This is a genomic window from Streptomyces cupreus (genome assembly GCF_014257025.1).
In the GTDB taxonomy this organism is placed as follows: Bacteria; Actinomycetota; Actinomycetes; order Streptomycetales; family Streptomycetaceae; genus Streptomyces; species Streptomyces cupreus.
Map to the genome: position 1 here is coordinate 107824 of NZ_JACMSF010000017.1, position 19525 is coordinate 127348.

The window sequence follows — 19525 nt, forward strand, 5'->3', positions numbered from 1 at the left end:
CTACCCGGGGGTGGTGTCCTTGTGGCGGATCTCGGTGTCGGGGCCGGGTGAGCACACGCCCTCGTGCCCGTCCTCGAAGCGGACGCGGTACGGAGGGTTGCCCTTCTCGCCGAGTACTTCGACGATCTCGCCGACCTTGTCGTGCTGTCCGACCACCCTGCCGTGCTGGACAAGCTGGTCGCCCACGGTTGCACGCATCTGAAGGCCTCCTCAGCAAGTGCGGGAGCAGCGGTCCGTGGCCTTGAGTCTACGGCCCGGGGCGGCGGTGGGAAGTGGGTCGTACGGCCCACTCAACCGCGTGCCCGTTGGGTGACGGCGATGCAGACGAGCACCGCCGCGGCCGTCAACGGGGCGGCCACTGTCAGATGCTCGCCCAGCAGCAGCACCGACCACACCAGTGTGAGCAGCGGCTGGGCCAACTGCAACTGGCTGGCCTTCGGGATGCCGATGACCGCCATGCCCCGGTACCAGACGACCAGGCCGAGGAACTGGGAGCCGGCCGCGACCCACAGCAGCCCGGTCACGCTGTGCGCGGTGAGCCGGACGGGCTCCATCGCCAGGGCGAGCGCGGTTGCGGGCACGGACACCGGCAGGCAGAGCAACAGGGCCCAGCCGACGACCTGCCAGCCCGGCATGACCCGGGCAAGGCGGCCGCCCTCGGTGTAGCCGGCGGCGCAGACCAACAGGGCCGCGAAGAGATACAGATCGGCGGTGGTGAGGGCGCCGCCGCTCTGCTGCACGGTGAAGCCGACCACCGCGGCGGCGCCGGCGAGGGCGGCCGTCCAGAAGGTGCGCGAGGGGCGGGTGCCCATGCGCAGGGCGGAGAGCAGCGCCGTGGTGAGGGGGAGCAGACCGACGACGACGGCCGCGTGCGCGGTGGTGGACGTCTGGAGCGCGAGCGTGGTCAGCAGGGGGAAGCCGACGACCACTCCGGCCGCCACGACCGCGAGTCCGGCCCAGTGCTTGCGGTCCGGCAGCGGCACCCGCAGTGCCAGCAGACAGCCGCCGGCGAGGAGGGCGGCGAGGACACTGCGCACGGCCACCAGCGACCAGGGCCCGAAGCCTTCCAGGCCCCAGGCGGTCGCGGGGAAGGTGAGGGAGAAGGCGGTGACGCCGAGGGCGGCGAGGAGGGTGCCGGTGGCGGCGGTCGAGGTGCCGGCCGGAGCGTCGGGTCGGGTTTCGACCGGGCTTTCGGCCGGGGTGTCGACCGCTATCCGGTTCGGTGCGATAGCGCTACTCTGTGCTCTCATGCAAGAGCGTAGCAGTGTCGGTGAACTGGCGGATCGGCTGCGACGGGAACTCGACCGCTACTCCTATGGTGGAAAGCTCCCGTCGAGCCGGGCCCTCGTCGAGCAGTTCCGGGTGAGCCCGGTGACCGTCTCGCGGGCCCTGGCGCAGTTGGCGGCTGAGGGTCTTGTGGTGACCCGGCCCGGCGCCGGCGCCTTCCGTGCCCGGCCGCGCGCGGAGGCGGCGCCCGCCGGGGACACCTCCTGGCAGGAGGTCTCCCTCAGCGCGGACGGCGCCGCCGAACTCGTACCGCGCTCGGTGGACGCCTCCGGTGTCCTTGTCTCGCTCGCCGCCCCGCCGCCCGGCGTGATCGAGTTCAACGGCGGCTATCTGCACCCCTCCCTCCAGCCGGAACGTGCCATGGCGGCGGCGCTGTCCCGGGCAGGGCGTCGGCCCGGCGCCTGGGGCCGGCCGCCCATGGAGGGGCTGCCGGAGCTGCGGGAGTGGTTCGCACGCAGCATCGGCGGCGCCGTCACCGCGGCCGAAGTGCTGGTCACCTCCGGCGGCCAGTCGGCGCTCACCACCGCCCTGCGCGCACTGGCGCCGCCCGGCGCGCCGGTGCTGGTGGAGTCGCCCACCTACCCCGGCATGCTGGCCATCGCCCGGGCGGCGGGCCTGCGTCCCGTGCCGGTCCCGGTCGACCCGGACGGGGTGCGCCCCGCCCTCCTCGCCGACGCGTTCCGGGCCACCGGCGCCCGGGTGTTCGTCTGCCAGCCGCTCTTCCAGAACCCGACCGGCGCCGTGCTCGCCCCCGACCGCCGCGCCGAGGTGCTGCGCATCGCGCGCGACGCCGGCGCCTTCGTGATCGAGGACGACTTCGTACGACGGCTGGTCCACGAGGACGCCGGGCCGTTGCCGCGTCCGCTGGCCGCCGACGATCCCGACGGGGTCGTGGTGCACGTCGGCTCCCTGACCAAGGCGACCTCGCCGAGCTTCCGGGTCAGCGCGCTGGCCGCCCGTGGCCCGGTGCTGGAGCGGCTGCGCGCCATCCAGGTCGTCGACACCTTCTTCGTACCCCGGCCGCTCCAGGAGGCGGCCCTGGAACTCGTGGGTTCGCCCGCCTGGCCGCGCCATCTGCGCGCGATCTCCACGGAGTTGCGGCTGCGCCGGGACACGATGACGGCCGCGCTGCTGAGCGAGCTGCCCCGACTCGCCCTGCCGCACATCCCGTCCGGCGGCTACCACCTCTGGCTCCGCCTGCCCGACGGCACGGACGAGGCGGCGCTCACAGCGGCCGCCCTGCGCGCGGGGGTCGCGATCACCCCCGGCCGCCCGTACTTCAGCGCCGAACCCCCGGCCGCACACCTGCGCCTGAGCTTCGCGGCGGTCGCCGGGACGGGGGAGATCGCCGAAGGCGTACGGCGGTTGCGGGCCGCCTGCGAGGAGGTCGACCGGTGAAATCGGCTCGACGCCGGCTCCCGTCGCCTGAGAATCTCCGCCCATGACCGACGTGCCGAGCCTCGCCGAGGGCTACGAGATCTCCAGCGACCCCGCCCGTATCGACGCCGAGCGGGTGCACCGCTGGCTGTCCACCGACGCGTACTGGGCGCTCGAACGGCCCCGGGAGAAGCAGTACAGGGCGATCGACGGTTCGCTCAACTTCGGGGTGTACGAGGTGCTTTCCGGGGATCAGGTGGCGTATGCCCGGGTCGTGACCGATCGTGCCACCTTCGCCTGGCTCTGCGATGTGTACGTCGATCCGTCGGTCCGCGGCAAGGGCCTCGGCACGGCGCTGGTCGGTGCCGTCCGTGAGGAGCTGCGGCCGTACGGGATCCGGCGGATCCTGCTCGCCACCCATGACGCGCACGGCGTCTACGAGAAGCTCGGGTTCGCCCCGCTGGAGCGGCCCGAGCAGTGGATGGCGCTCCATTTCTAGCGGGTTGTCCGGCTGGTCCTGACCTGGAAGTAAGGTTTCGGGCACCCTGGGTAACTCAGAGATAACACCTCTTGACCTGCTCACTTTCGCGAATCACGATCGCCGCATGTCACTTCGGGTCACGTTCGTCGCCGCCGCGCGCAGCTCCCCCCTGCTCGCGGAGCGCTTCGAGGACGACCGTCCGCTGGACCAGGCCGGCTGGGACGAGGTGCAGCGGGTCGCCCACCATCTGGTGTCGCTGTCGGCGTCCGAGCTGCGCTACTGCTCGCCCACGCCGCGCAGCCGCGCCACCGGCGATGCCCTGGGCTACGCCCCGTTGGTGCAACTCGCGCTGCGCGACTGCGGCATGGGCCGCTGGCGCGGGCTGACGCTCGGCGAGGCGATGGCCCGCGAGCCGGAGGCGGTGGACGCCTGGCTCGCGGACCCGCGCGGCACTCCGCATGGCGGCGAGTCGCTGCTGGCGTTCATCACCCGGGTCGGTGGCTGGCTCGACACCCGGCCCGTGGGCGACGGTGGCCGGATCGTCGCCGTGGCCGAACCGTCGGTGATCCGCGCCGCGTTGGTGTACGCCCTGAAGGCGCCGCCCGCGACCTACTGGAACATCGACGTACGCCCCCTGTCGACGACGACCGTCACCGGCCGCGCGGGCCGCTGGAACCTCCGTTTCGACGGGGCGCCGGCTCAGCCCTCGCGCGCGTAGTCGGTGATGAGCACGAGGTCCTTCGCCGGGCCGCGCACCCGCCACACCGTCCGCCAGTGGTCCTCGTCCCGGACGGTGAACTCGCCCCGGTAGAGGTCGGCCGAGCAGGGATGGTCGGCGACATGCCGCCCGTAGGCCAGGTCCAGGTCGTGGAAGGGCCGTCCGTCGGCGAAGCGCACGTCCACCGTGCCGCGCCCCTCGCCCGGCAGGAAGCGCAGCGTCCGCTCGGCCGGCCGGGGGACGCCCTGCCAGACGAACGTGCCGGACTCGTGGTGCAGGAGGCCGCCGCCGTCCAGCGGGCTGAAAACCGTCGTACCGGAGAACTTCCCTTCCGCTCCGCTCGTCAGATCCCGCACCGACCGCTCGACTTGCCAGGTCCCGGCGAGATAGCCCAGCGCATCGGGTACTGGCCGGAACTCGCCCATGGCGCCGCCTCCTTCGTCACATCCGTTGCCGCGCGACCCATTGACGCGCCGGGGTCCCCTACCTATCTTGCCGTTCGAAGTGCTGATCAGCGTCTGATATTTCGAACATCGAGCCGCGGAGTATCCATGTCACGCACCCGCACCCGCTGGAGAATCGGTCTTGGCGCCACTGCCTTCCTGGTGGCGACCGCCGGACTCGTCCCGGCACCCGCGCACGCCGAGGACGTCACCGACTACGCGATCACCGTCGACCCGACGGCCCAGGGCGCGAAGATCGACGACACCATGTACGGCGTCTTCTTCGAGGACATCAACCGGGCCGCCGATGGCGGTCTGTACGCCGAGCTGGTGCAGAACCGCTCCTTCGAGTACTCCACCGCCGACAACGGCTCGTACACACTGCTCACCTCGTGGGTGGTCTCCGGCACGGCCCAGGTCCAGAACGACACCGGCCGCCTGAACGAGCGCAACCGCAACTACCTCTCCCTGGCCGCCGGTTCCTCCGTCACCAACGCCGGATACAACACCGGCATCCGCGTCGAGCAGGGCAAGCGCTACGACTTCTCGGTGTGGGCCCGCGCCGAGGCCGGCACCACCCTCACCGTCGGTCTGAAGGACGCCGCGGGCACCCTCGCGACCGCCCGGCAGATGGCCGTCTACGGCGGCTGGAAGAAGTACACCGCCACCTTCACCGCGAGCCGCACCAGCTCCCACGGCCGCCTCGCCGTCGCCTCCTCCGGCGCCGCCGCGCTGGACATGGTGTCGCTCTTCCCGCGCGACACCTACAAGAACCAGTCGAACGGCCTGCGCAAGGACCTCGCCGAGAAGATCGAGGCACTGAACCCGTCGTTCGTCCGCTTCCCCGGCGGCTGTCTGGTCAACACCGGTTCCATGCAGGACTACAGCGAGTCCTCCGGCTGGCAGCGCAAGCGCTCCTACCAGTGGAAGGACACCATCGGCCCGGTCGAGGAGCGCGCCACCAACGCCAACTTCTGGGGCTACAACCAGAGTTACGGCATCGGATACTACGAGTACTTCCGCTTCTCCGAGGACATCGGCGCCATGCCGCTGCCCGTCGTACCCGCCCTGGTCACCGGCTGCGGACAGAACCGCGCCACCGACGACGAGGCACTGCTCCAGCGGCACATCCAGGACACCCTCGACCTCATCGAGTTCGCCAACGGCCCCGCCACCAGCACCTGGGGCAAGAAGCGCGCCGCGATGGGCCACCCCAAGCCCTTCGGCCTGACCCACCTCGCCGTCGGCAACGAGGAGAACCTCCCGAACGAGTACTTCGCCCGCTTCCAGAAGTTCCGGGCCGCGATCGAGGCGAAGTACCCGGACATCACGGTGATCTCCAACTCCGGCCCGGACGACTCCGGTTCGACCTTCGACACCGCCTGGAAGCTCAACCGCGAGGCGAACGTCGACATGGTCGACGAGCACTACTACAACAGCCCGCAGTGGTTCCTCCAGAACAACGACCGTTACGACAGCTACGACAGGAACGGCCCCAAGGTCTTCCTCGGCGAGTACGCCTCCCAGGGCAACGCCCTCAAGAACGCCCTCGCCGAGGCCGCGTTCATGACCGGCCTTGAGCGCAACGCCGACGTCGTCAAGCTTGCCTCGTACGCCCCGCTGCTCGCCAACGAGGACTACGTCCAGTGGCGGCCCGACATGATCTGGTTCAACAACCACGCCTCCTGGAACTCCGCCAACTACGAGGTCCAGAAGCTGTTCATGACCAACGTCGGCGACCGGGTCGTCCCGTCCACCGCGACCGGCACCCCGAACGTCAGCGGCCCGATCACCGGCGCCGTGGGCCTGTCGACCTGGGCGACGAGCGCGGCGTACGACGATGTGAAGGTCACCGCCGCCGACGGCACCGCCCTGTTCGGCGACGACTTCTCCGGTGACGCCTCGCGGTGGACGCACAACGGCACCGGCAGCTGGAGCGTCCAGGACGGGGCCTACGTCCAGAGCGACGCCGCCGCCGAGAACACCATGGTGACGGCGGGCGACCCGAGCTGGCACGACTACGACCTGCATGTGAAGGCCACCAAGAAGTCCGGCAAGGAGGGCTTCCTGGTCGCCTTCGGGGTCAAGGACACCGGCAACTACTACTGGTGGAACCTGGGCGGCTGGAACAACACCCAGTCCGCCGTCGAACAGGCCTCGGACGGCGGCAAGTCGACGCTGATCTCCAAGGCCGGGTCGATCGAGACGGGACGCGCCTACGACATCGACATCAAGGTGCGGGGCCGTCAGGTCACCCTCTACCTCGACGGCCAGGAGTGGGGCGGCTTCACCGACGACAAGCCGGCCGAGCCGTTCCGTCAGGTCGTCACCAAGGACGCGGCGACCGGTGACCTGATCGTCAAGGTCGTCAACGCCCAGTCCGCGGACGCCCGTACGGCCATCGACCTGGGCGGCGCGAAGGTCGCCTCCACGGCCCGGGTGACCACCCTGGCGGGCGACCCGGACTCGGTGAACACCGAGACGAACACTCCGGTCACACCCGTGACGTCCACGGTGTCGGGGGTCTCGGCGAAGTTCACGTACACCTTCCCGGCGAACTCCGTGACCTTCCTGCGGATCAAGCAGAGGTAGCCCCTGCCCCTCACCCGAGGGCAACCATCCTCGTCACCTGATGGTCACATCCGAGACGGCGGGCGTTTCCGTGAACGCCCGCCGTTTCCGTGATCACTTGTGTGCAGGAGGCTGGTCAGTGAGCCCTATGAGGTGGACGGCGGTCGTGACGGCCGCGGTGGCCCTGGCGGTCGGAGGGTTCCTGGGGCTGCCCCACCTCCTACGGGAGGACACCGGGTCGACGAGCACCGTGCAACGGGCCCCCGACTTCAACGGCGACGGGCGGGGGGATCTCGTGATGCCCGACCACGACGGCACGGTCGACGGGCTCAACCAAGCCGGATATGTCGCCGTGGCCTACGGGCCGAAATCCGGCCGTACCCCGAAGACGCAGGTCATCACCGAGAACTCGGCCGGAGTGCCCGGTCGCACCGGCTCCCACGACTATTTCGGCGGCAGTCCCGTGTGGTGGGACCTCGATGACGACGGTTACACGGACCTTGTGGTGGACGCGATCGGTCAGACCGTCGGCGACATCCTGGGCGCCGGCCGGTCGACCGTGCTGTGGGGCGGGCCACGAGGCCTGTCGGGCGGCACCGTCCTCGCCGTCGGAACGAGGCAGGGGTCGACAGGGCAGCTCGTGATCGGCGACTTCGACGGTGACGGCCATCAGGACGTCGCCGCGAGAGGACTGATCGCCTACGGGCCGGTCACCCGCACCGGCGGCGCGGCCCGCACCGACCGGATCACCCTGGACACGGGCGAGCACGAGGTGGACGAGGCCGAGGAGGAGTACTGGGAGACGTACGACATCGCGGCCGGGGACGTCGACGGCGACGGCTTCACCGACCTCCTCGCGGTGGCCTCCGTGGACTACGACGGCGAACCCGGCGACGCCCTCCTGCTGTTTCTCCGGGGGAGCTCGGAGGGTCTGAAGGCGCCGGTGACCGTGATCAAGGGTGAGAGCGAAGGTCGCCCGGACATCGGACACGATATAGAGACGGGCGACCTGGACCGGGACGGCTACGACGACATCGTCTCCGCGGACGGGACCGGGAGAGGCTCGGTCAAGGTGGTGTACGGCGGTGAGACCGGGCCTGACCCGGCCCGCATCATGACCGTCGACCAGAAGACACCCGCTGTGCCCGGTCCTGAGACCCCCGCCGGCTTCGCCGAGTCCCTCGCAGTCGGTGACGTTGACGGTGACGGGGACCTCGACGTGGCGGTGGGCGACATGTACGCGAACGTGGGCAAGCTGAAGAGCGCCAGCCGGGTCGTCGTGCTGAAGGGCGACGGATCGGGGAAGCTGACCGCTCCGGGCGCCCAGTCGGTCCATCACGCCCTTCCCGGTGTGCCTCTCCGCGGCACCTCCTTCAACGCACGGCACCTGGCGCTCCTGGACACCGACTTCGACGGGCGCGCCGAGATCGTCGTCGGTACCGACCCATGGTCTGCCCACCCGGACGGTTACTGCGTCCTCCCCGGGACGAGCAAGGGGATCACCGGCGCCGGCTCGTACTGCGTAGCCGTGCCCAAGCCGGGCCGCACATCCTGATTGCATAAACGTGCATCGAAACGTATAGTCATGCCATCGAGGAGGAGGCTTTTCCATGACGGTACGTGCGGCGGTGGCCGGAGCGAGCGGATACGCGGGCGGGGAGCTGCTGCGTCTGCTCCTGGCCCATCCGCAGGTCGAGATCGGTGCCCTGACCGGCAACTCCAACGCGGGTCAGCGGCTCGGCGCGCTCCAGCCGCACCTGCTGCCGCTGGCCGACCGCGTCCTGGAGCCGACCACTCCCGAGGTGCTCGCCGGCCACGACGTCGTCTTCCTCGCGCTGCCGCACGGCCAGTCCGCCGCCGTCGCCGAGCAGCTCGGCCCGGATGTGCTCGTCGTCGACATGGGCGCCGACTTCCGGCTGAAGGACCCGGCCGACTGGGAGAAGTTCTACGGCTCCCCGCACGCCGGCACCTGGCCGTACGGCATGCCCGAACTTCCGGGTGCCCGCGCCGCGCTGGAGGGGTCCAAGCGCGTCGCGGTGCCCGGTTGCTACCCGACCGCCGTCTCCCTCGCCCTCTTCCCGGCCTACGCCGCGGGGCTCGCCGAGGCCGAGGCCGTGATCGTCGCCGCGTCCGGCACCTCCGGCGCGGGCAAGGCGCCCAAGCCGCATCTGCTGGGCAGCGAGGTCATGGGCTCCATGACCCCGTACGGCGTCGGCGGCGGCCACCGGCACACGCCCGAGATGATCCAGAACCTCAGCGGGGCGGCGGGGGAGCGGGTCTCCGTCTCCTTCACGCCGACCCTCGCGCCCATGCCCCGCGGCATCCTCGCCACCTGCACCGCGAAGGCGAAGCCCGGCGTCACCGCCGAGTCCGTCCGCGCCGCCTACGAGAAGGCCTTCGCCGACGAGCCGTTCGTCCATCTGCTCCCCGAGGGCCAGTGGCCGGCCACGGCGTCCGTCTACGGTTCCAACGCCGTTCAGGTGCAGGTCGCGTACGACGAGGCCGCCGGACGCATCATCGCGATCAGCGCCATCGACAACCTGACCAAGGGCACCGCCGGCGGTGCCGTCCAGAGCATGAACCTCGCCCTGGGACTCGACGAGACCACGGGGCTGACCACGATCGGAGTTGCGCCGTGAGCGTGACGGCAGCCAAGGGATTCACGGCGGCGGGCATCGCCGCCGGGATCAAGGAGAACGGCAACCCTGACCTGGCCCTCGTGGTCAACAACGGACCGCGCCGCGCCGCCGCGGGCGTCTTCACCTCCAACCGTGTGAAGGCCGCGCCGGTGCTGTGGTCGGAGCAGGTCCTCAAGAGCGGCGAGGTCTCCGCGGTCGTCCTGAACTCCGGTGGCGCCAACGCCTGCACCGGGCCCAAGGGCTTCCAGGACACCCACGCCACCGCCGAGAAGGTCGCCGACACCCTCCAGGTGAACGCCGCCGAGGTCGCCGTCTGCTCGACCGGCCTCATCGGTGTGCTGCTGCCCATGGACAAACTGCTCCCGGGCGTCGAGACCGCCGCCGCGCAGCTCTCCGAGCACGGTGGAGAGAAGGCCGCCATCGCCATCAAGACCACCGACACCGTGCACAAGACGTCCGTCGTGACCAAGGACGGCTGGACCGTCGGCGGCATGGCCAAGGGCGCGGGCATGCTCGCGCCCGGCCTCGCCACCATGCTGGTCGTCCTCACCACCGACGCGGCCCTGGACAGCGACGTACTGGACAAGGCCCTCCGGGCGGCGACGCGCACGACCTTCGACCGCGTCGACTCCGACGGCTGCATGTCCACCAACGACACCGTGCTGCTGCTCTCGTCGGGGGCCTCGGGGATCACCCCTGAGTACGAGGAGTTCGCCGAGGCCGTACGGCAGGTCTGCGACGACCTGGGGCAGCAGCTCATCCGGGACGCCGAGGGCGCCAGCAAGGACATCAAGGTCGAGGTGATCAACGCCGCGACCGAGGACGACGCCGTCGAGGTGGGCCGCTCCATCGCCCGCAACAACCTCCTCAAGTGCGCCATCCACGGAGAGGACCCCAACTGGGGCCGCGTGCTCTCCGCGATCGGCACCACGAAGGCCGCCTTCGAGCCGGACCTGCTCAACGTCGCCATCAACGGCGTCTGGGTCTGCAAGAACGGCGGCGTGGGCGAGGACCGCGACAAGGTCGACATGCGCTACCGCGAGGTGCACATCGTCGCCGACCTCGCCGCCGGGTCCGAGACCGCCACCATCTGGACCAACGACCTCACCGCCGACTACGTCCACGAGAACAGCGCCTACTCCTCATGACCAACACGACGCGTAAGCACACCGCGCTCCCCAAGGCCCAGATCCTCATCGAGGCGCTGCCCTGGCTGGTCCGGCACAACGGCAAGACCGTCGTCATCAAGTTCGGCGGCAACGCCATGATCGACGAGGAGCTGAAGGCCGCGTTCGCACAGGACGTGGTGTTCCTGCACCACGCCGGGCTCAAGCCCGTCGTCGTGCACGGCGGCGGCCCCCAGATCAGCGCCGCCCTCGACAAGCACGGCATCGTCAGCGAGTTCAAGGCGGGCCTGCGCGTCACCACCGAGGACGCCATGGACGTCGTACGGATGGTGCTGGCCGGGCAGGTGCAGCGCGAGCTGGTGAACCTGCTCAACGAACACGGGCCGTTGGCCGTCGGGTTGACCGGCGAGGACGCGCACACCATCACCGCCACCAAGCACCAGCCCGAGATCGACGGCGAGTTGGTCGACATCGGGCGGGTGGGCGAGATCACCGACATCGACACGGGCGCGATCGAGGCCCTGCTCGCCGACGGCCGCATCCCGGTCGTCTCGTCGATCGCCCGTAGCCAGGACGACGGACATGTCTACAACGTCAATGCTGATACGGCGGCTGCGGCACTCGCTGCGGCACTGGGCGCCGAGACCCTCATGGTCCTCACCGACGTCGAGGGCCTCTACGAGGACTGGCCGAACAGCGACGAGGTGATCAGCCGCCTCACCGCTTCCCAACTGGAGAAGCTGCTGCCGGAGTTGAGCTCCGGGATGGTGCCGAAGATGGAGGGCTGTCTGCACGCCGTCCGCAACGGCGTGCACACTGCCCGCGTCATCGACGGCCGGGTCCAGCACTCGATCCTGCTGGAGATCTTCACGGACTCGGGCATCGGCACGATGGTCGTGCCCGACGGACTCGATCAGGGGGAGTCTTGACCAACCAGGAGCTGACTGCCCGCTGGCAGGGCGCGCTCATGAACAACTACGGCACGCCCAAGCTCGCCCTCGTGCGCGGGGAAGGCGCCAAGCTGTGGGACGCCGACGGCAAGCAGTACCTCGACTTCGTCGGCGGGATCGCGGTCAACGCGCTCGGGCACGCCCACCCCGCGGTGGTCGAGGCCGTGAGCCGGCAGATCGCCTCCCTCGGCCATGTCTCCAACCTGTTCATCGCGGAACCGCCCGTCGCCCTCGCCGAACGGCTCCTTCAGCACTTCGGCCGCGACGGCAAGGTCTACTTCTGCAACTCGGGCGCCGAGGCCGTCGAGGGCGCCTTCAAGATCGGGCGACTGACCGGACGCGGGCACATCGTCGCCACCCAGGGCGGCTTCCACGGCCGGACCATGGGCGCGCTGGCGATCACCGGCCAGCCCGCCAAGCGGAACCCGTTCCTTCCGCTGCCCGGCGATGTCACGCACGTCCCCTACGGCGACGCCCAGGCGCTCGCGGCGGCGGTCACCGAGGACACGGCCATGGTCGTGATCGAGCCGATCCAGGGCGAGAACGGCGTGGTCGTGCCGCCCGCCGGCTATCTCAAGGCCGCCCGGGCGATCACCGCCGCGACCGGTTCGCTGCTCGTCCTGGACGAGGTGCAGACCGGCATCGGGCGGACCGGGCACTGGTTCGAGTACCAGGCCCACGAGGGTGTCCTGCCGGATGTGGTCACTCTGGCCAAGGGTCTCGGTGGCGGGCTGCCGCTGGGTGCGACGGTCGCCTTCGGGCGCGCCGCGGAGCTGCTCCAGCCGGGCCATCACGGTACGACGTTCGGCGGCAACCCCGTCGCGTGCGCGGCCGGACTCGCGGTGCTGGACACCATCGCGAACGAGGGATTGCTGGAGAACGTCAAGCGGCAGAGCGAGAAGTTGCGGGACGGAATCGAGGGCGCCGGCGGCAGTTCGCGCCATTCGCTGGTCTCCCATGTCCGGGGTGCGGGTCTGCTGCTGGGTATGGTGCTCACCGAGCCGCTCGCACCCAGGGTGCAGCAGGCGGCTCAGGACGCCGGCCTCCTGGTGAACGCGCCCGCCCCCGATGTCGTACGGCTGATGCCGCCGCTGAATCTCGGCGACGACGAGGTGGACGCCTTCCTCCGGGCGCTGCCCGGTGTTCTGGACGAGGCCCAAGGGGACGCTGGATGAGCCGGGGAATGAGACGACGATGAGTCAGGCGCAGGACCACGAGCACACGGGGGGCGCCGGGCCTGCCGTGCCGCAGACCCGGACCGCCCGCCACCGCCGGATCGTGGACATCCTCAACCGGCAACCGGTGCGGTCGCAGAGTCAGTTGGCGAAACTGCTGGCCGACGACGGGCTGACGGTGACGCAGGCGACGCTGTCCCGGGACCTGGACGAGCTGAACGCGGTGAAGATCCGCAACACCGACGGCGACCTGATCTACGCCGTGCCGAGCGAGGGGGGTTTCCGGACCCCCCGGGCTCCGCTGGGCGAGTCGGCGAAGGAAGAGCGGATGCGGCGCCTGTCCCAGGAGCTGCTGATCTCCGCGGAGGCTTCGGCCAACCTCGTGGTCCTGCGTACCCCTCCGGGGGCGGCGCAGTTCCTGGCGTCGGCGATCGACCAGGCGGAACTCCACGACATCCTGGGCACGATCGCGGGCGACGACACGCTGCTGTTGATCAGCCGTGAACCGACGGGTGGTCAGGCACTGGCGGAACATCTGCTGCGGTTGGCTCAGAACGGTCACTGAAGGCTGATCAATGCAGCTCCGCGCCCCTGGGCATCTGCAATCACCCGAGTCGAGAAGCCAGGCCTCCTGTGCATCTCACCTCGTCGCCTGCCGTGATCAGTAGGGCCTCCACGTCCGGTAGCGACTCCAGCCAGCGCAGGCCCTCCCTGGAGCCCATCGCGAAGGCTGCCGTCGCCCAGCAGTCCGCCCAGGTGACTTTCGGGGCCACCACCGTCACCGCGAGCAGGTCCGTCACCGCGGAACGACCCGTCCGCGGGTCCACGATGTGCGCCCCCCGCTCCGCCGTCCCGGACGTCGCGACCGCCAACTCCGGCGCGCCCGCCGCCGAGATCACCGCCGCCAGCCCACCCGGCCGTAGCGGATCCGAGACCCCCACCCGCCACGGGCGCTGCGGACCGGGCACCCCCAACAGCTGCACATCGCCGCCGCCGTTGACGCTCACACCGCTCGCCCCCGCCGCGGCAAGACGCCGTGCCGCCTGTTCCACGGCCCAGCCCTTCACGATCCCGGTCGGGTCCAGGCGGCCCTCGTACGACGTGCTGAACCACCCGTCGCTGACCCGCGTTGCCTCCTCGCCCAGCGCCAGCACCGCCGCCACATCGGGGTCGCACTCCTCGACGGTCAGTTCCCCCCGCCCCAGCCGGGAGATCTCGCTGTTCTCCCGGTATGTGCTGAACACCTCGTCGACCCGGTGCAGTTCGGCCACCGCCTCCGACAGCGCCGCCCGTACCGCCTCAGGATCCCCGCCGCGGACGTCGAAGGAGAAGACGGTCCCCATGACCTCCTCCACATGACGCACCGCGGCGGGAGCCTCCGCCGGCTCGGCCACCGACTCAGCCACCGGCCTGGTCCAGCGCCGACTGCAGCGACTGCTTGTAGCCGTTGCTGGTGTACGTCGCCCCGGACACGGCGTCGATGTCGGCGCTCCCGGCAGCCACAGCGGCAGCGTTCAGCTTCGGCACCGCGTTCCCGTTGATCTGCGTGCTCTGCCCGCCGCTCGGCGCCTGCACGGCCTCCGCCGCCGTGATCTTCCCGCCGCTGACGGTGATCCGCACCTGCACGGGCCCGTACTGCGTCTTCACCGCCTCCCCGGTGACCGTACGAGCGGCGGCCTCGGCGGAGCCGCCTCCGCCACCGGAGTCGGCGGGCGCCTTCTCCACCTGGTCCAGCGCCGACTGCAGCGACTGCTTGTACCCGCTGCTGGTGTACGTCGCCCCGGACACCGCGTCGATCTCCGCGCTCTGCGTCGCCAGCGCCGCCTGGTTCAGCCGGGGCACCGCGGTGTTGGTCACCTCGGTGCTGCGACCACCACTGGGCGCCTGCACGGCCTCCACCTTGGTGACCTTGCCGCCGCTCACGGTCAGCCGTACCTGCACGGGCCCGTACTGCGTCTGCACCGCGTCCCCGGTGACGGTCCCGGCCTGGCCGGAGCTGCCGCCCTGCGCCGACTCCTGTGCGGCAGCGGTCTGTTGCGGTGCCGCGCCGCCCGCCGCCGACGCGGACGCCGGATCGGACGCCGGCTTCAGCGACAGCAGCAGCACGATCCCGGACACGGTGGCGGCGCCGGCCAGCACGACACGCCGGATGGGGTGAGTCTTCCTCATCGCTCCTACAGCTCCTGAAGTCCCGTCGCTCACATCTCGAACGACTCGTGATGGATGCGGCGGGCGGGCACTCCCGCGCCGCGCAGTGCTTCGTACACGGACTGTGCGAAGCCGGGCGGCCCGCACAGGAACACGTCGTGCTTGTCGATGTCCGGCAGCTTCTGCTGAAGCCGCTCCGCCGAGATGTCCGGCCGCTCCCCGTCGGGGCTGTTGACCGCGTACATCAGCCGCGCGCCCCGCTCATCGGCGATGGCGGCCAGCTCGTCCCACAGCGCCAGATCCTGGGTGCTGTTGGCCCGGTACAGCAGGGTGATGTCACCGGAAGCGCCGGGCAGCGTCTCGAACAGCGCCCGCATCGGTGTGATCCCGACCCCGCCCGCCACCAGCAGCACCTTGCCCCGGCTGCGCCGCTGCGCGGTGAGCGCGCCGTACGGGCCCTCCGCCCACACCTTGGTCCCGGGCGCCAGCTCGCGCAGCCGTTCGCTGTGGTCGCCGATCGCCTTGACGGTGATCCGCAGCATGTCGGGGCGGGGCGCCGCCGACAGCGAGTAGGGGTGGGAGCTGAACCGCATGCCCGGGGCCAGGAACCGCCACCGGAAGAACTGCCCGGCCTCCGCGCCCATCCGGTGCAGCTTGCGCCCGCCGATCAGCACCGACACCACGCCCGGGGTCTCCTCGATGACCGCCTCGACATACATCCGGTGCCGCATGTTGAGGCGGATCGGGGTGAGGATCCGGTACCAGACCACCAGCGCGGTGACGGCACCGTACAGCCCGTACCAGAAGGTCTTCGCGGAGGGTTCCACGGCGAACTCGTTGCCGGTGGTGATCTGGTGCCAGAACGTCAGGTACACCGCCGCGTACGTCAGCAGATGCACGTGGTACCAGGTGTCGTACGGGACCCGGCGGCGCACGCCCCCGATCGACAGGAACGCGATCAGGAACAGCAGCCCGGTGCCGATGGCCGCCTTGCCCATGTCCGGGAGTGTGTTGATCGAATCGATGGTCTGCTGGACGATGTCGCCGAGCGTCTTGCCCGCCTGGAGCGCGTACGCCCACATGGTGAGGAAGATGTGCGCGATGACCAGGCAGATCGTGTAGCGGCCGCTCATCGCGTGCCAGCGCGCGACCCGGTCGGAGCCCACTCGCCGTTCCAGCGCGGGCACACGGGCCATCTGGAGCACGACGAGTGCCATCAGATAGCCGGCGAGCAGTCCGGTGATCCGGCCCGCCGCGAGGATCTTGGCGGTGTTGTCCGCGAGGGACGGTGTGTTGTCCCACCACAGCCACAGCACCGCCGCCGCGCCGGCCCACAGGGCGATCACCAACGGGACGGCCGGGGAGCGGCGCGGACGGATGCGGCGCATCGTCTGGCGGCGGGCGGCACGGCCGCCTGCGAGCGTGGTGGTCACAGTTCCTCCGGGAACGGACAAGGGGGAGTGGCGTGGTCCCTCGGCCCAGAGGTACGTGCGGGGCGGCCGGTGTGTTCAGTACTCCTGGCGCCACCACGAATCCCGGTGCACCGGGCGGTATTTGTACGCCGTGGTGGCGCCGGTCCGCGCGGCGGCCCCGGTGATCGGCTCAGACCGTGGACGGCGGCAGCGGCAACGGCAGCCCGGGTAGGCCGTCCAGGCTGGTGGCGACGTGCTCCTTCTTGGCGAAGTACGCGTTCAGCGACTCGTCGTCCTCCCGCGCGAACCGCTTCCCGTGCAGATCGCGGTCCTCGTCGTACGACATGAAGGGCACCGCGTAGCCGCAGGTGTCCCGGACGAGTTCGGCCGTCACCACGATGATCGCGCGCAGACCGTGCGGGCCCGGGTCGATGTCGGGGAAGTGGGAGAGGAGCTCGGGAAAACGCGGGTCGTCACGGAAGACCGGCTCACCGCGGCCGTGCACCCGGACGATAGTGGGCGGGCCCTGGAAGGCGCACCACATCAGGGTGATCCGGCCGTTCTCCCGCAGATGCGCGATCGTCTCCGCGTTGGATCCGGCGAAGTCCAGGTAGGCCACGGTCTGTTCGTCGAGTACCGCGAAGGAGCCCTTGAGGCCCTTGGGGGAGAGGTTGACCGTGCCGTCGCCGGACAGGGGCGCGGTCGCGGTGAAGAAGAGGGGCTGTGTCTCGATGAAGGCGCGGAGTCTGCCGTCTATGCGCTCGTAGGTCTTTCCCATGTCTCATGATTATGCGGACAAGTATTTCGCTTGTCTAAGGAATTCTTCGCTCCGCACACGGCCATGGCCGCCCCGGTCGGTGTGCCGACGGGGCGGCCATGACTGCCTGTCACGTCACTGGTCGAGCGTGCAGGCGGCCAGGGCGTTCAGGCCCTGAGGCTTCTCCGCGGTACGGCCGATGGAGATCGCGATCCGGTCGATGGCCGCCGTCCGCTTGCTGGCCAGCGGGCCCAGGATGGCGTTCTGGACGAAGTTGGGCCCGCCCTGCCCGACCGTGTCGACGAGCCGCTTGTTCGCCTCGTCGATCTGGGTCTGCAGGAGGGCGAGGTTCCGGTCGACCTCCGCCTGGGCGGTGGCCGGGACGGCGGGGAGCTGGGAGGCGACGTCGGGGCAGCTGATGGTGCCGACGCCGGTGTTGCCCTCTTCCTCCTCCGGGGCGGCTGCGCTAGGGGCGGCCGCGCTGGGGGTGGCCTCGACTTCCTCGCCGGCACCTGCCTCTTCTTCACCCGTGTCGACGGCCCCCTGCGCGTTCAGCGTGCAGGTGGCCAGGGCGCCAAGACCCTGCGGCTTCTCCGCGGTACGGCCGATGGAGATCGCGATCCGGTCGATGGCCGCCGTCCGCTTGCTGGCCAGCGGGCCGAGGATGGCGTTCTGGACGAAGTTGGGTCCGCCCTGCCCGACCGTCTCGACCAGCCGCTTGTTCGCCTCGTCGATCTGGGTCTGGAGCAGCGCGAGGTTCCGGTCGACCTCCGCCTGGGCGGTGGCCGGGACGGCGGGGAGCCGGGAGGCGACGTCGGGGCAGCTGATGGTGCCGGGTCCTGTCGGCGTGCGGGCGTTGCTCTTGGGCGTCTCCCCGGCGAGCGCGGAGTTGACGATCACCGCTCCGGACAGCGCCAGCGCGGCGGCGCCGCCGATCAGCGCGACACGACGCTTGTTGTACTTCGGAAGGGCCCTGGGCATGCGGAAGCCTCACTCGGGTCGGGGGTGTTCGCTGTGTTCTCGCTGTACAAACGCGGCGCCTGCGTCCGGCGAGAGATACGGGAAAGCGGTTTCCCGTGTTCAAAGCCCGGCCAGATTGACGAATCATGCAGAGTTCTGCATACTCATGCATGTCAGTCGGGGAGCGCATGTGAGGAGAGACCATTGACCGAGCGCGTCGTACTCGCCTACTCGGGCGGTCTGGACACCTCCGTCGCCATCGGCTGGATCGCCGAGGAGACCGGCGCCGAGGTCATCGCCGTCGCGGTGGACGTCGGCCAGGGCGGCGAGGACCTGGACGTCATCCGCAAGCGCGCCCTCGCGTGCGGCGCGGTCGAGGCCGAGGTCGCGGACGCGAAGGACGAGTTCGCCGAGGAGTACTGCCTCCCGGCGATCAAGGCCAACGCCCTCTACATGGACCGCTACCCGCTGGTCTCCGCGCTCTCCCGGCCGACGATCGTCAAGCACCTCGTCGCCGCCGCGCAGAAGCACGGCGCCGACACGGTCGCCCACGGCTGCACCGGCAAGGGCAACGACCAGGTCCGCTTCGAGGCCGGCATCGTCGCCCTCGCCCCCGACCTGAAGTGCATCGCCCCGGTCCGCGACTACGCGATGACCCGGGACAAGGCCATCGCGTTCTGCGAGGAGAAGCAGCTCCCGATCGCCACCACCAAGAAGTCCCCGTACTCCATCGACCAGAATGTCTTCGGACGTGCGGTCGAGACGGGCTTCCTGGAGGACATCTGGAACGCGCCGATCGAGGACATCTACGAATACACGCAGAACCCGGCGGTCGCCCGGGACGCCGACGAGGTGATCATCTCCTTCAAGGAGGGTGTCCCGGTCGCGATCGACGGCAGGCCCGTCACCGTCCTCCAGGCGATCCAGCAGCTCAACGAGCGCGCCGGCGCCCAGGGCATCGGCCGGATCGACATGGTCGAGGACCGCCTCGTCGGCATCAAGTCCCGCGAGGTGTACGAGGCCCCGGGCGCGATCGCCCTGATCACTGCCCACCAGGAGCTGGAGAACGTCACCGTCGAGCGCGAACTCGCCCGCTACAAGCGCCAGGTCGAGCAGCGCTGGGGCGAACTCGTCTACGACGGCCAGTGGTTCTCCCCGCTCAAGCGCGCCCTGGACGGCTTCATCGGCGAGGCCAACCGGCATGTCACCGGCGACATCCGGATGACCCTGCACGGCGGCCGCGCGGTGGTGACCGGCAGGCGCTCGGAGTCTTCGCTGTACGACTTCAACCTCGCCACCTACGACACCGGCGACGCCTTCGACCAGGCCGCGGCGAAGGGCTTCATCGACATCTACAGTCTGTCGTCGAAGATCGCGGCGCGCCGCGACCTGGCCTGACCGGCTCGGGTGCCGAACCGGCACCGCCCCTGACGGCCGCCTCCCCGTTCACGCCACGGGGAGGCGGTGCCACATCCAGATC

At 70.3% G+C, this 19525-nt stretch carries 19 protein-coding genes; 11 read left to right on the forward strand and 8 right to left on the reverse strand.

All coding sequences use genetic code 11. From position 1 onward, the window contains the following. Both H4N64_RS17995 and H4N64_RS18000 read right to left on the reverse strand, forming a co-directional pair. Window positions 1-198 (reverse strand): DUF1918 domain-containing protein, encoded by a 198-nt coding sequence (locus H4N64_RS17995; RefSeq protein ID WP_186283362.1) that lies wholly within the window; start codon window positions 196-198, stop codon window positions 1-3. A gap of 92 nt (window positions 199-290) precedes the next feature. Next, a complete protein-coding gene (locus H4N64_RS18000) occupies window positions 291-1250 on the reverse strand; it encodes a DMT family transporter (RefSeq protein ID WP_186283363.1) in 960 nt (319 codons plus the stop codon). Here H4N64_RS18000 and H4N64_RS18005 point away from each other — a divergent pair. The 3 genes from H4N64_RS18005 (at window position 1249) to H4N64_RS18015 (ending at window position 3863) form a co-directional block, all read left to right on the forward strand. Beyond that, the gene (locus H4N64_RS18005; RefSeq protein WP_186283364.1) at window positions 1249-2685 is read left to right on the forward strand and encodes an aminotransferase-like domain-containing protein; all 1437 of its coding nucleotides are present in this window, start codon (window positions 1249-1251) and stop codon (window positions 2683-2685) included. The two genes, H4N64_RS18000 and H4N64_RS18005, sit on opposite strands and share 2 nt — an antisense overlap. Window positions 2686-2728: 43 nt before the next feature. Next, window positions 2729-3163: a GNAT family N-acetyltransferase gene (locus tag H4N64_RS18010; RefSeq protein ID WP_186283365.1), complete on the forward strand. Its 435-nt coding sequence runs from the start codon at window positions 2729-2731 to the stop codon at window positions 3161-3163. 106 nt (window positions 3164-3269) lie between these two features. Further along, entirely contained in the window at window positions 3270-3863 is a 594-nt protein-coding gene (locus H4N64_RS18015) for a histidine phosphatase family protein (RefSeq protein WP_186283366.1), read from the forward strand. Here H4N64_RS18015 and H4N64_RS18020 read toward each other — a convergent pair. Further along, window positions 3845-4288 carry a DUF6314 family protein gene (locus H4N64_RS18020; RefSeq protein ID WP_186283367.1) on the reverse strand — a complete coding sequence of 148 codons (444 nt, stop codon included), beginning with the start codon at window positions 4286-4288 and terminating at the stop codon, window positions 3845-3847. The two genes, H4N64_RS18015 and H4N64_RS18020, sit on opposite strands and share 19 nt — an antisense overlap. 126 nt (window positions 4289-4414) lie before the next feature. On the opposite strand from H4N64_RS18020, the gene H4N64_RS18025 reads away from it, so the two are divergent. The 7 genes from H4N64_RS18025 (at window position 4415) to H4N64_RS18055 (ending at window position 13333) form a co-directional block, all read left to right on the forward strand. Beyond that, on the forward strand, window positions 4415-6898 hold the full coding sequence (locus tag H4N64_RS18025) for an alpha-L-arabinofuranosidase C-terminal domain-containing protein (protein ID WP_186283368.1): 2484 nt from the start codon (window positions 4415-4417) through the stop codon (window positions 6896-6898). Window positions 6899-7025: 127 nt separating this feature from the next. Beyond that, entirely contained in the window at window positions 7026-8432 is a 1407-nt protein-coding gene (locus H4N64_RS18030) for an FG-GAP repeat domain-containing protein (RefSeq protein WP_260859784.1), read from the forward strand. Between the two features lie 55 nt (window positions 8433-8487). Beyond that, window positions 8488-9516, forward strand: a complete 1029-nt coding sequence (argC, locus tag H4N64_RS18035) for an N-acetyl-gamma-glutamyl-phosphate reductase (protein ID WP_186283370.1) — start codon at window positions 8488-8490, stop codon at window positions 9514-9516. Continuing rightward, window positions 9513-10664, forward strand: coding sequence for a bifunctional glutamate N-acetyltransferase/amino-acid acetyltransferase ArgJ (argJ, locus tag H4N64_RS18040; RefSeq protein WP_186283371.1), 1152 nt, complete (start codon window positions 9513-9515; stop codon window positions 10662-10664). The genes argC and argJ overlap by 4 nt, the downstream gene beginning before the upstream one ends. Then, window positions 10661-11572: an acetylglutamate kinase gene (argB, locus tag H4N64_RS18045; RefSeq protein ID WP_186283372.1), complete on the forward strand. Its 912-nt coding sequence runs from the start codon at window positions 10661-10663 to the stop codon at window positions 11570-11572. The genes argJ and argB overlap by 4 nt, the downstream gene beginning before the upstream one ends. Then, the gene (locus H4N64_RS18050; RefSeq protein ID WP_186283373.1) at window positions 11569-12768 is read left to right on the forward strand and encodes an acetylornithine transaminase; all 1200 of its coding nucleotides are present in this window, start codon (window positions 11569-11571) and stop codon (window positions 12766-12768) included. The genes argB and H4N64_RS18050 overlap by 4 nt, the downstream gene beginning before the upstream one ends. 19 nt (window positions 12769-12787) lie before the next feature. Next, complete coding sequence (locus tag H4N64_RS18055) at window positions 12788-13333, forward strand: arginine repressor (protein ID WP_186283374.1); 546 nt, start codon at window positions 12788-12790, stop codon at window positions 13331-13333. A 40-nt stretch (window positions 13334-13373) separates the two neighbouring features. Here the strand turns inward: H4N64_RS18055 and H4N64_RS18060 are convergent, their stop codons facing one another. The 5 genes from H4N64_RS18060 to H4N64_RS18080 all read right to left on the reverse strand — a co-directional run bounded on the left by H4N64_RS18060 (window position 13374) and on the right by H4N64_RS18080 (window position 18066). Then, window positions 13374-14111 (reverse strand): FAD:protein FMN transferase, encoded by a 738-nt coding sequence (locus H4N64_RS18060; protein WP_222109107.1) that lies wholly within the window; start codon window positions 14109-14111, stop codon window positions 13374-13376. Window positions 14112-14166: 55 nt separating this feature from the next. After that, on the reverse strand, window positions 14167-14937 hold the full coding sequence (locus tag H4N64_RS18065; RefSeq protein WP_186283375.1) for an FMN-binding protein: 771 nt from the start codon (window positions 14935-14937) through the stop codon (window positions 14167-14169). 29 nt (window positions 14938-14966) lie between these two features. Further along, on the reverse strand, window positions 14967-16349 hold the full coding sequence (locus H4N64_RS18070) for a ferric reductase-like transmembrane domain-containing protein (RefSeq protein WP_186283376.1): 1383 nt from the start codon (window positions 16347-16349) through the stop codon (window positions 14967-14969). Between the two features lie 169 nt (window positions 16350-16518). After that, window positions 16519-17106, reverse strand: coding sequence for a pyridoxamine 5'-phosphate oxidase family protein (locus H4N64_RS18075; RefSeq protein WP_186283377.1), 588 nt, complete (start codon window positions 17104-17106; stop codon window positions 16519-16521). Window positions 17107-17220: 114 nt separating this feature from the next. Beyond that, window positions 17221-18066 (reverse strand): hypothetical protein, encoded by an 846-nt coding sequence (locus tag H4N64_RS18080; protein ID WP_186283378.1) that lies wholly within the window; start codon window positions 18064-18066, stop codon window positions 17221-17223. A 183-nt stretch (window positions 18067-18249) separates the two neighbouring features. Between H4N64_RS18080 and H4N64_RS18085 the strand changes: the two genes are divergently transcribed. Continuing rightward, window positions 18250-19443, forward strand: coding sequence for an argininosuccinate synthase (locus tag H4N64_RS18085; RefSeq protein WP_186283379.1), 1194 nt, complete (start codon window positions 18250-18252; stop codon window positions 19441-19443). Window positions 19444-19525: the final 82 nt, after the last annotated feature.

What these genes read in the sequence shown, in the direction of transcription:
- argC (WP_186283370.1), top strand. Translation starts at nt 8,488, where the DNA reads ATGACGGTACGTGCGGCGGTGGCCGGAGCGAGCGGATACGCGGGCGGG.
- argB (WP_186283372.1), top strand. Translation starts at nt 10,661, where the DNA reads ATGACCAACACGACGCGTAAGCACACCGCGCTCCCCAAGGCCCAGATC.
- H4N64_RS18065 (WP_186283375.1), bottom strand. Translation starts at nt 14,937, where the DNA reads ATGAGGAAGACTCACCCCATCCGGCGTGTCGTGCTGGCCGGCGCCGCC.
- H4N64_RS18010 (WP_186283365.1), top strand. Translation starts at nt 2,729, where the DNA reads ATGACCGACGTGCCGAGCCTCGCCGAGGGCTACGAGATCTCCAGCGAC.
- H4N64_RS18060 (WP_222109107.1), bottom strand. Translation starts at nt 14,111, where the DNA reads ATGGGGACCGTCTTCTCCTTCGACGTCCGCGGCGGGGATCCTGAGGCG.
- H4N64_RS18055 (WP_186283374.1), top strand. Translation starts at nt 12,788, where the DNA reads ATGAGTCAGGCGCAGGACCACGAGCACACGGGGGGCGCCGGGCCTGCC.
- H4N64_RS18025 (WP_186283368.1), top strand. Translation starts at nt 4,415, where the DNA reads ATGTCACGCACCCGCACCCGCTGGAGAATCGGTCTTGGCGCCACTGCC.
- H4N64_RS18015 (WP_186283366.1), top strand. Translation starts at nt 3,270, where the DNA reads ATGTCACTTCGGGTCACGTTCGTCGCCGCCGCGCGCAGCTCCCCCCTG.
- H4N64_RS18080 (WP_186283378.1), bottom strand. Translation starts at nt 18,066, where the DNA reads ATGCCCAGGGCCCTTCCGAAGTACAACAAGCGTCGTGTCGCGCTGATC.
- H4N64_RS18075 (WP_186283377.1), bottom strand. Translation starts at nt 17,106, where the DNA reads ATGGGAAAGACCTACGAGCGCATAGACGGCAGACTCCGCGCCTTCATC.
- H4N64_RS18020 (WP_186283367.1), bottom strand. Translation starts at nt 4,288, where the DNA reads ATGGGCGAGTTCCGGCCAGTACCCGATGCGCTGGGCTATCTCGCCGGG.
- H4N64_RS18030 (WP_260859784.1), top strand. Translation starts at nt 7,026, where the DNA reads ATGAGGTGGACGGCGGTCGTGACGGCCGCGGTGGCCCTGGCGGTCGGA.
- H4N64_RS17995 (WP_186283362.1), bottom strand. Translation starts at nt 198, where the DNA reads ATGCGTGCAACCGTGGGCGACCAGCTTGTCCAGCACGGCAGGGTGGTC.
- H4N64_RS18000 (WP_186283363.1), bottom strand. Translation starts at nt 1,250, where the DNA reads ATGAGAGCACAGAGTAGCGCTATCGCACCGAACCGGATAGCGGTCGAC.
- H4N64_RS18005 (WP_186283364.1), top strand. Translation starts at nt 1,249, where the DNA reads ATGCAAGAGCGTAGCAGTGTCGGTGAACTGGCGGATCGGCTGCGACGG.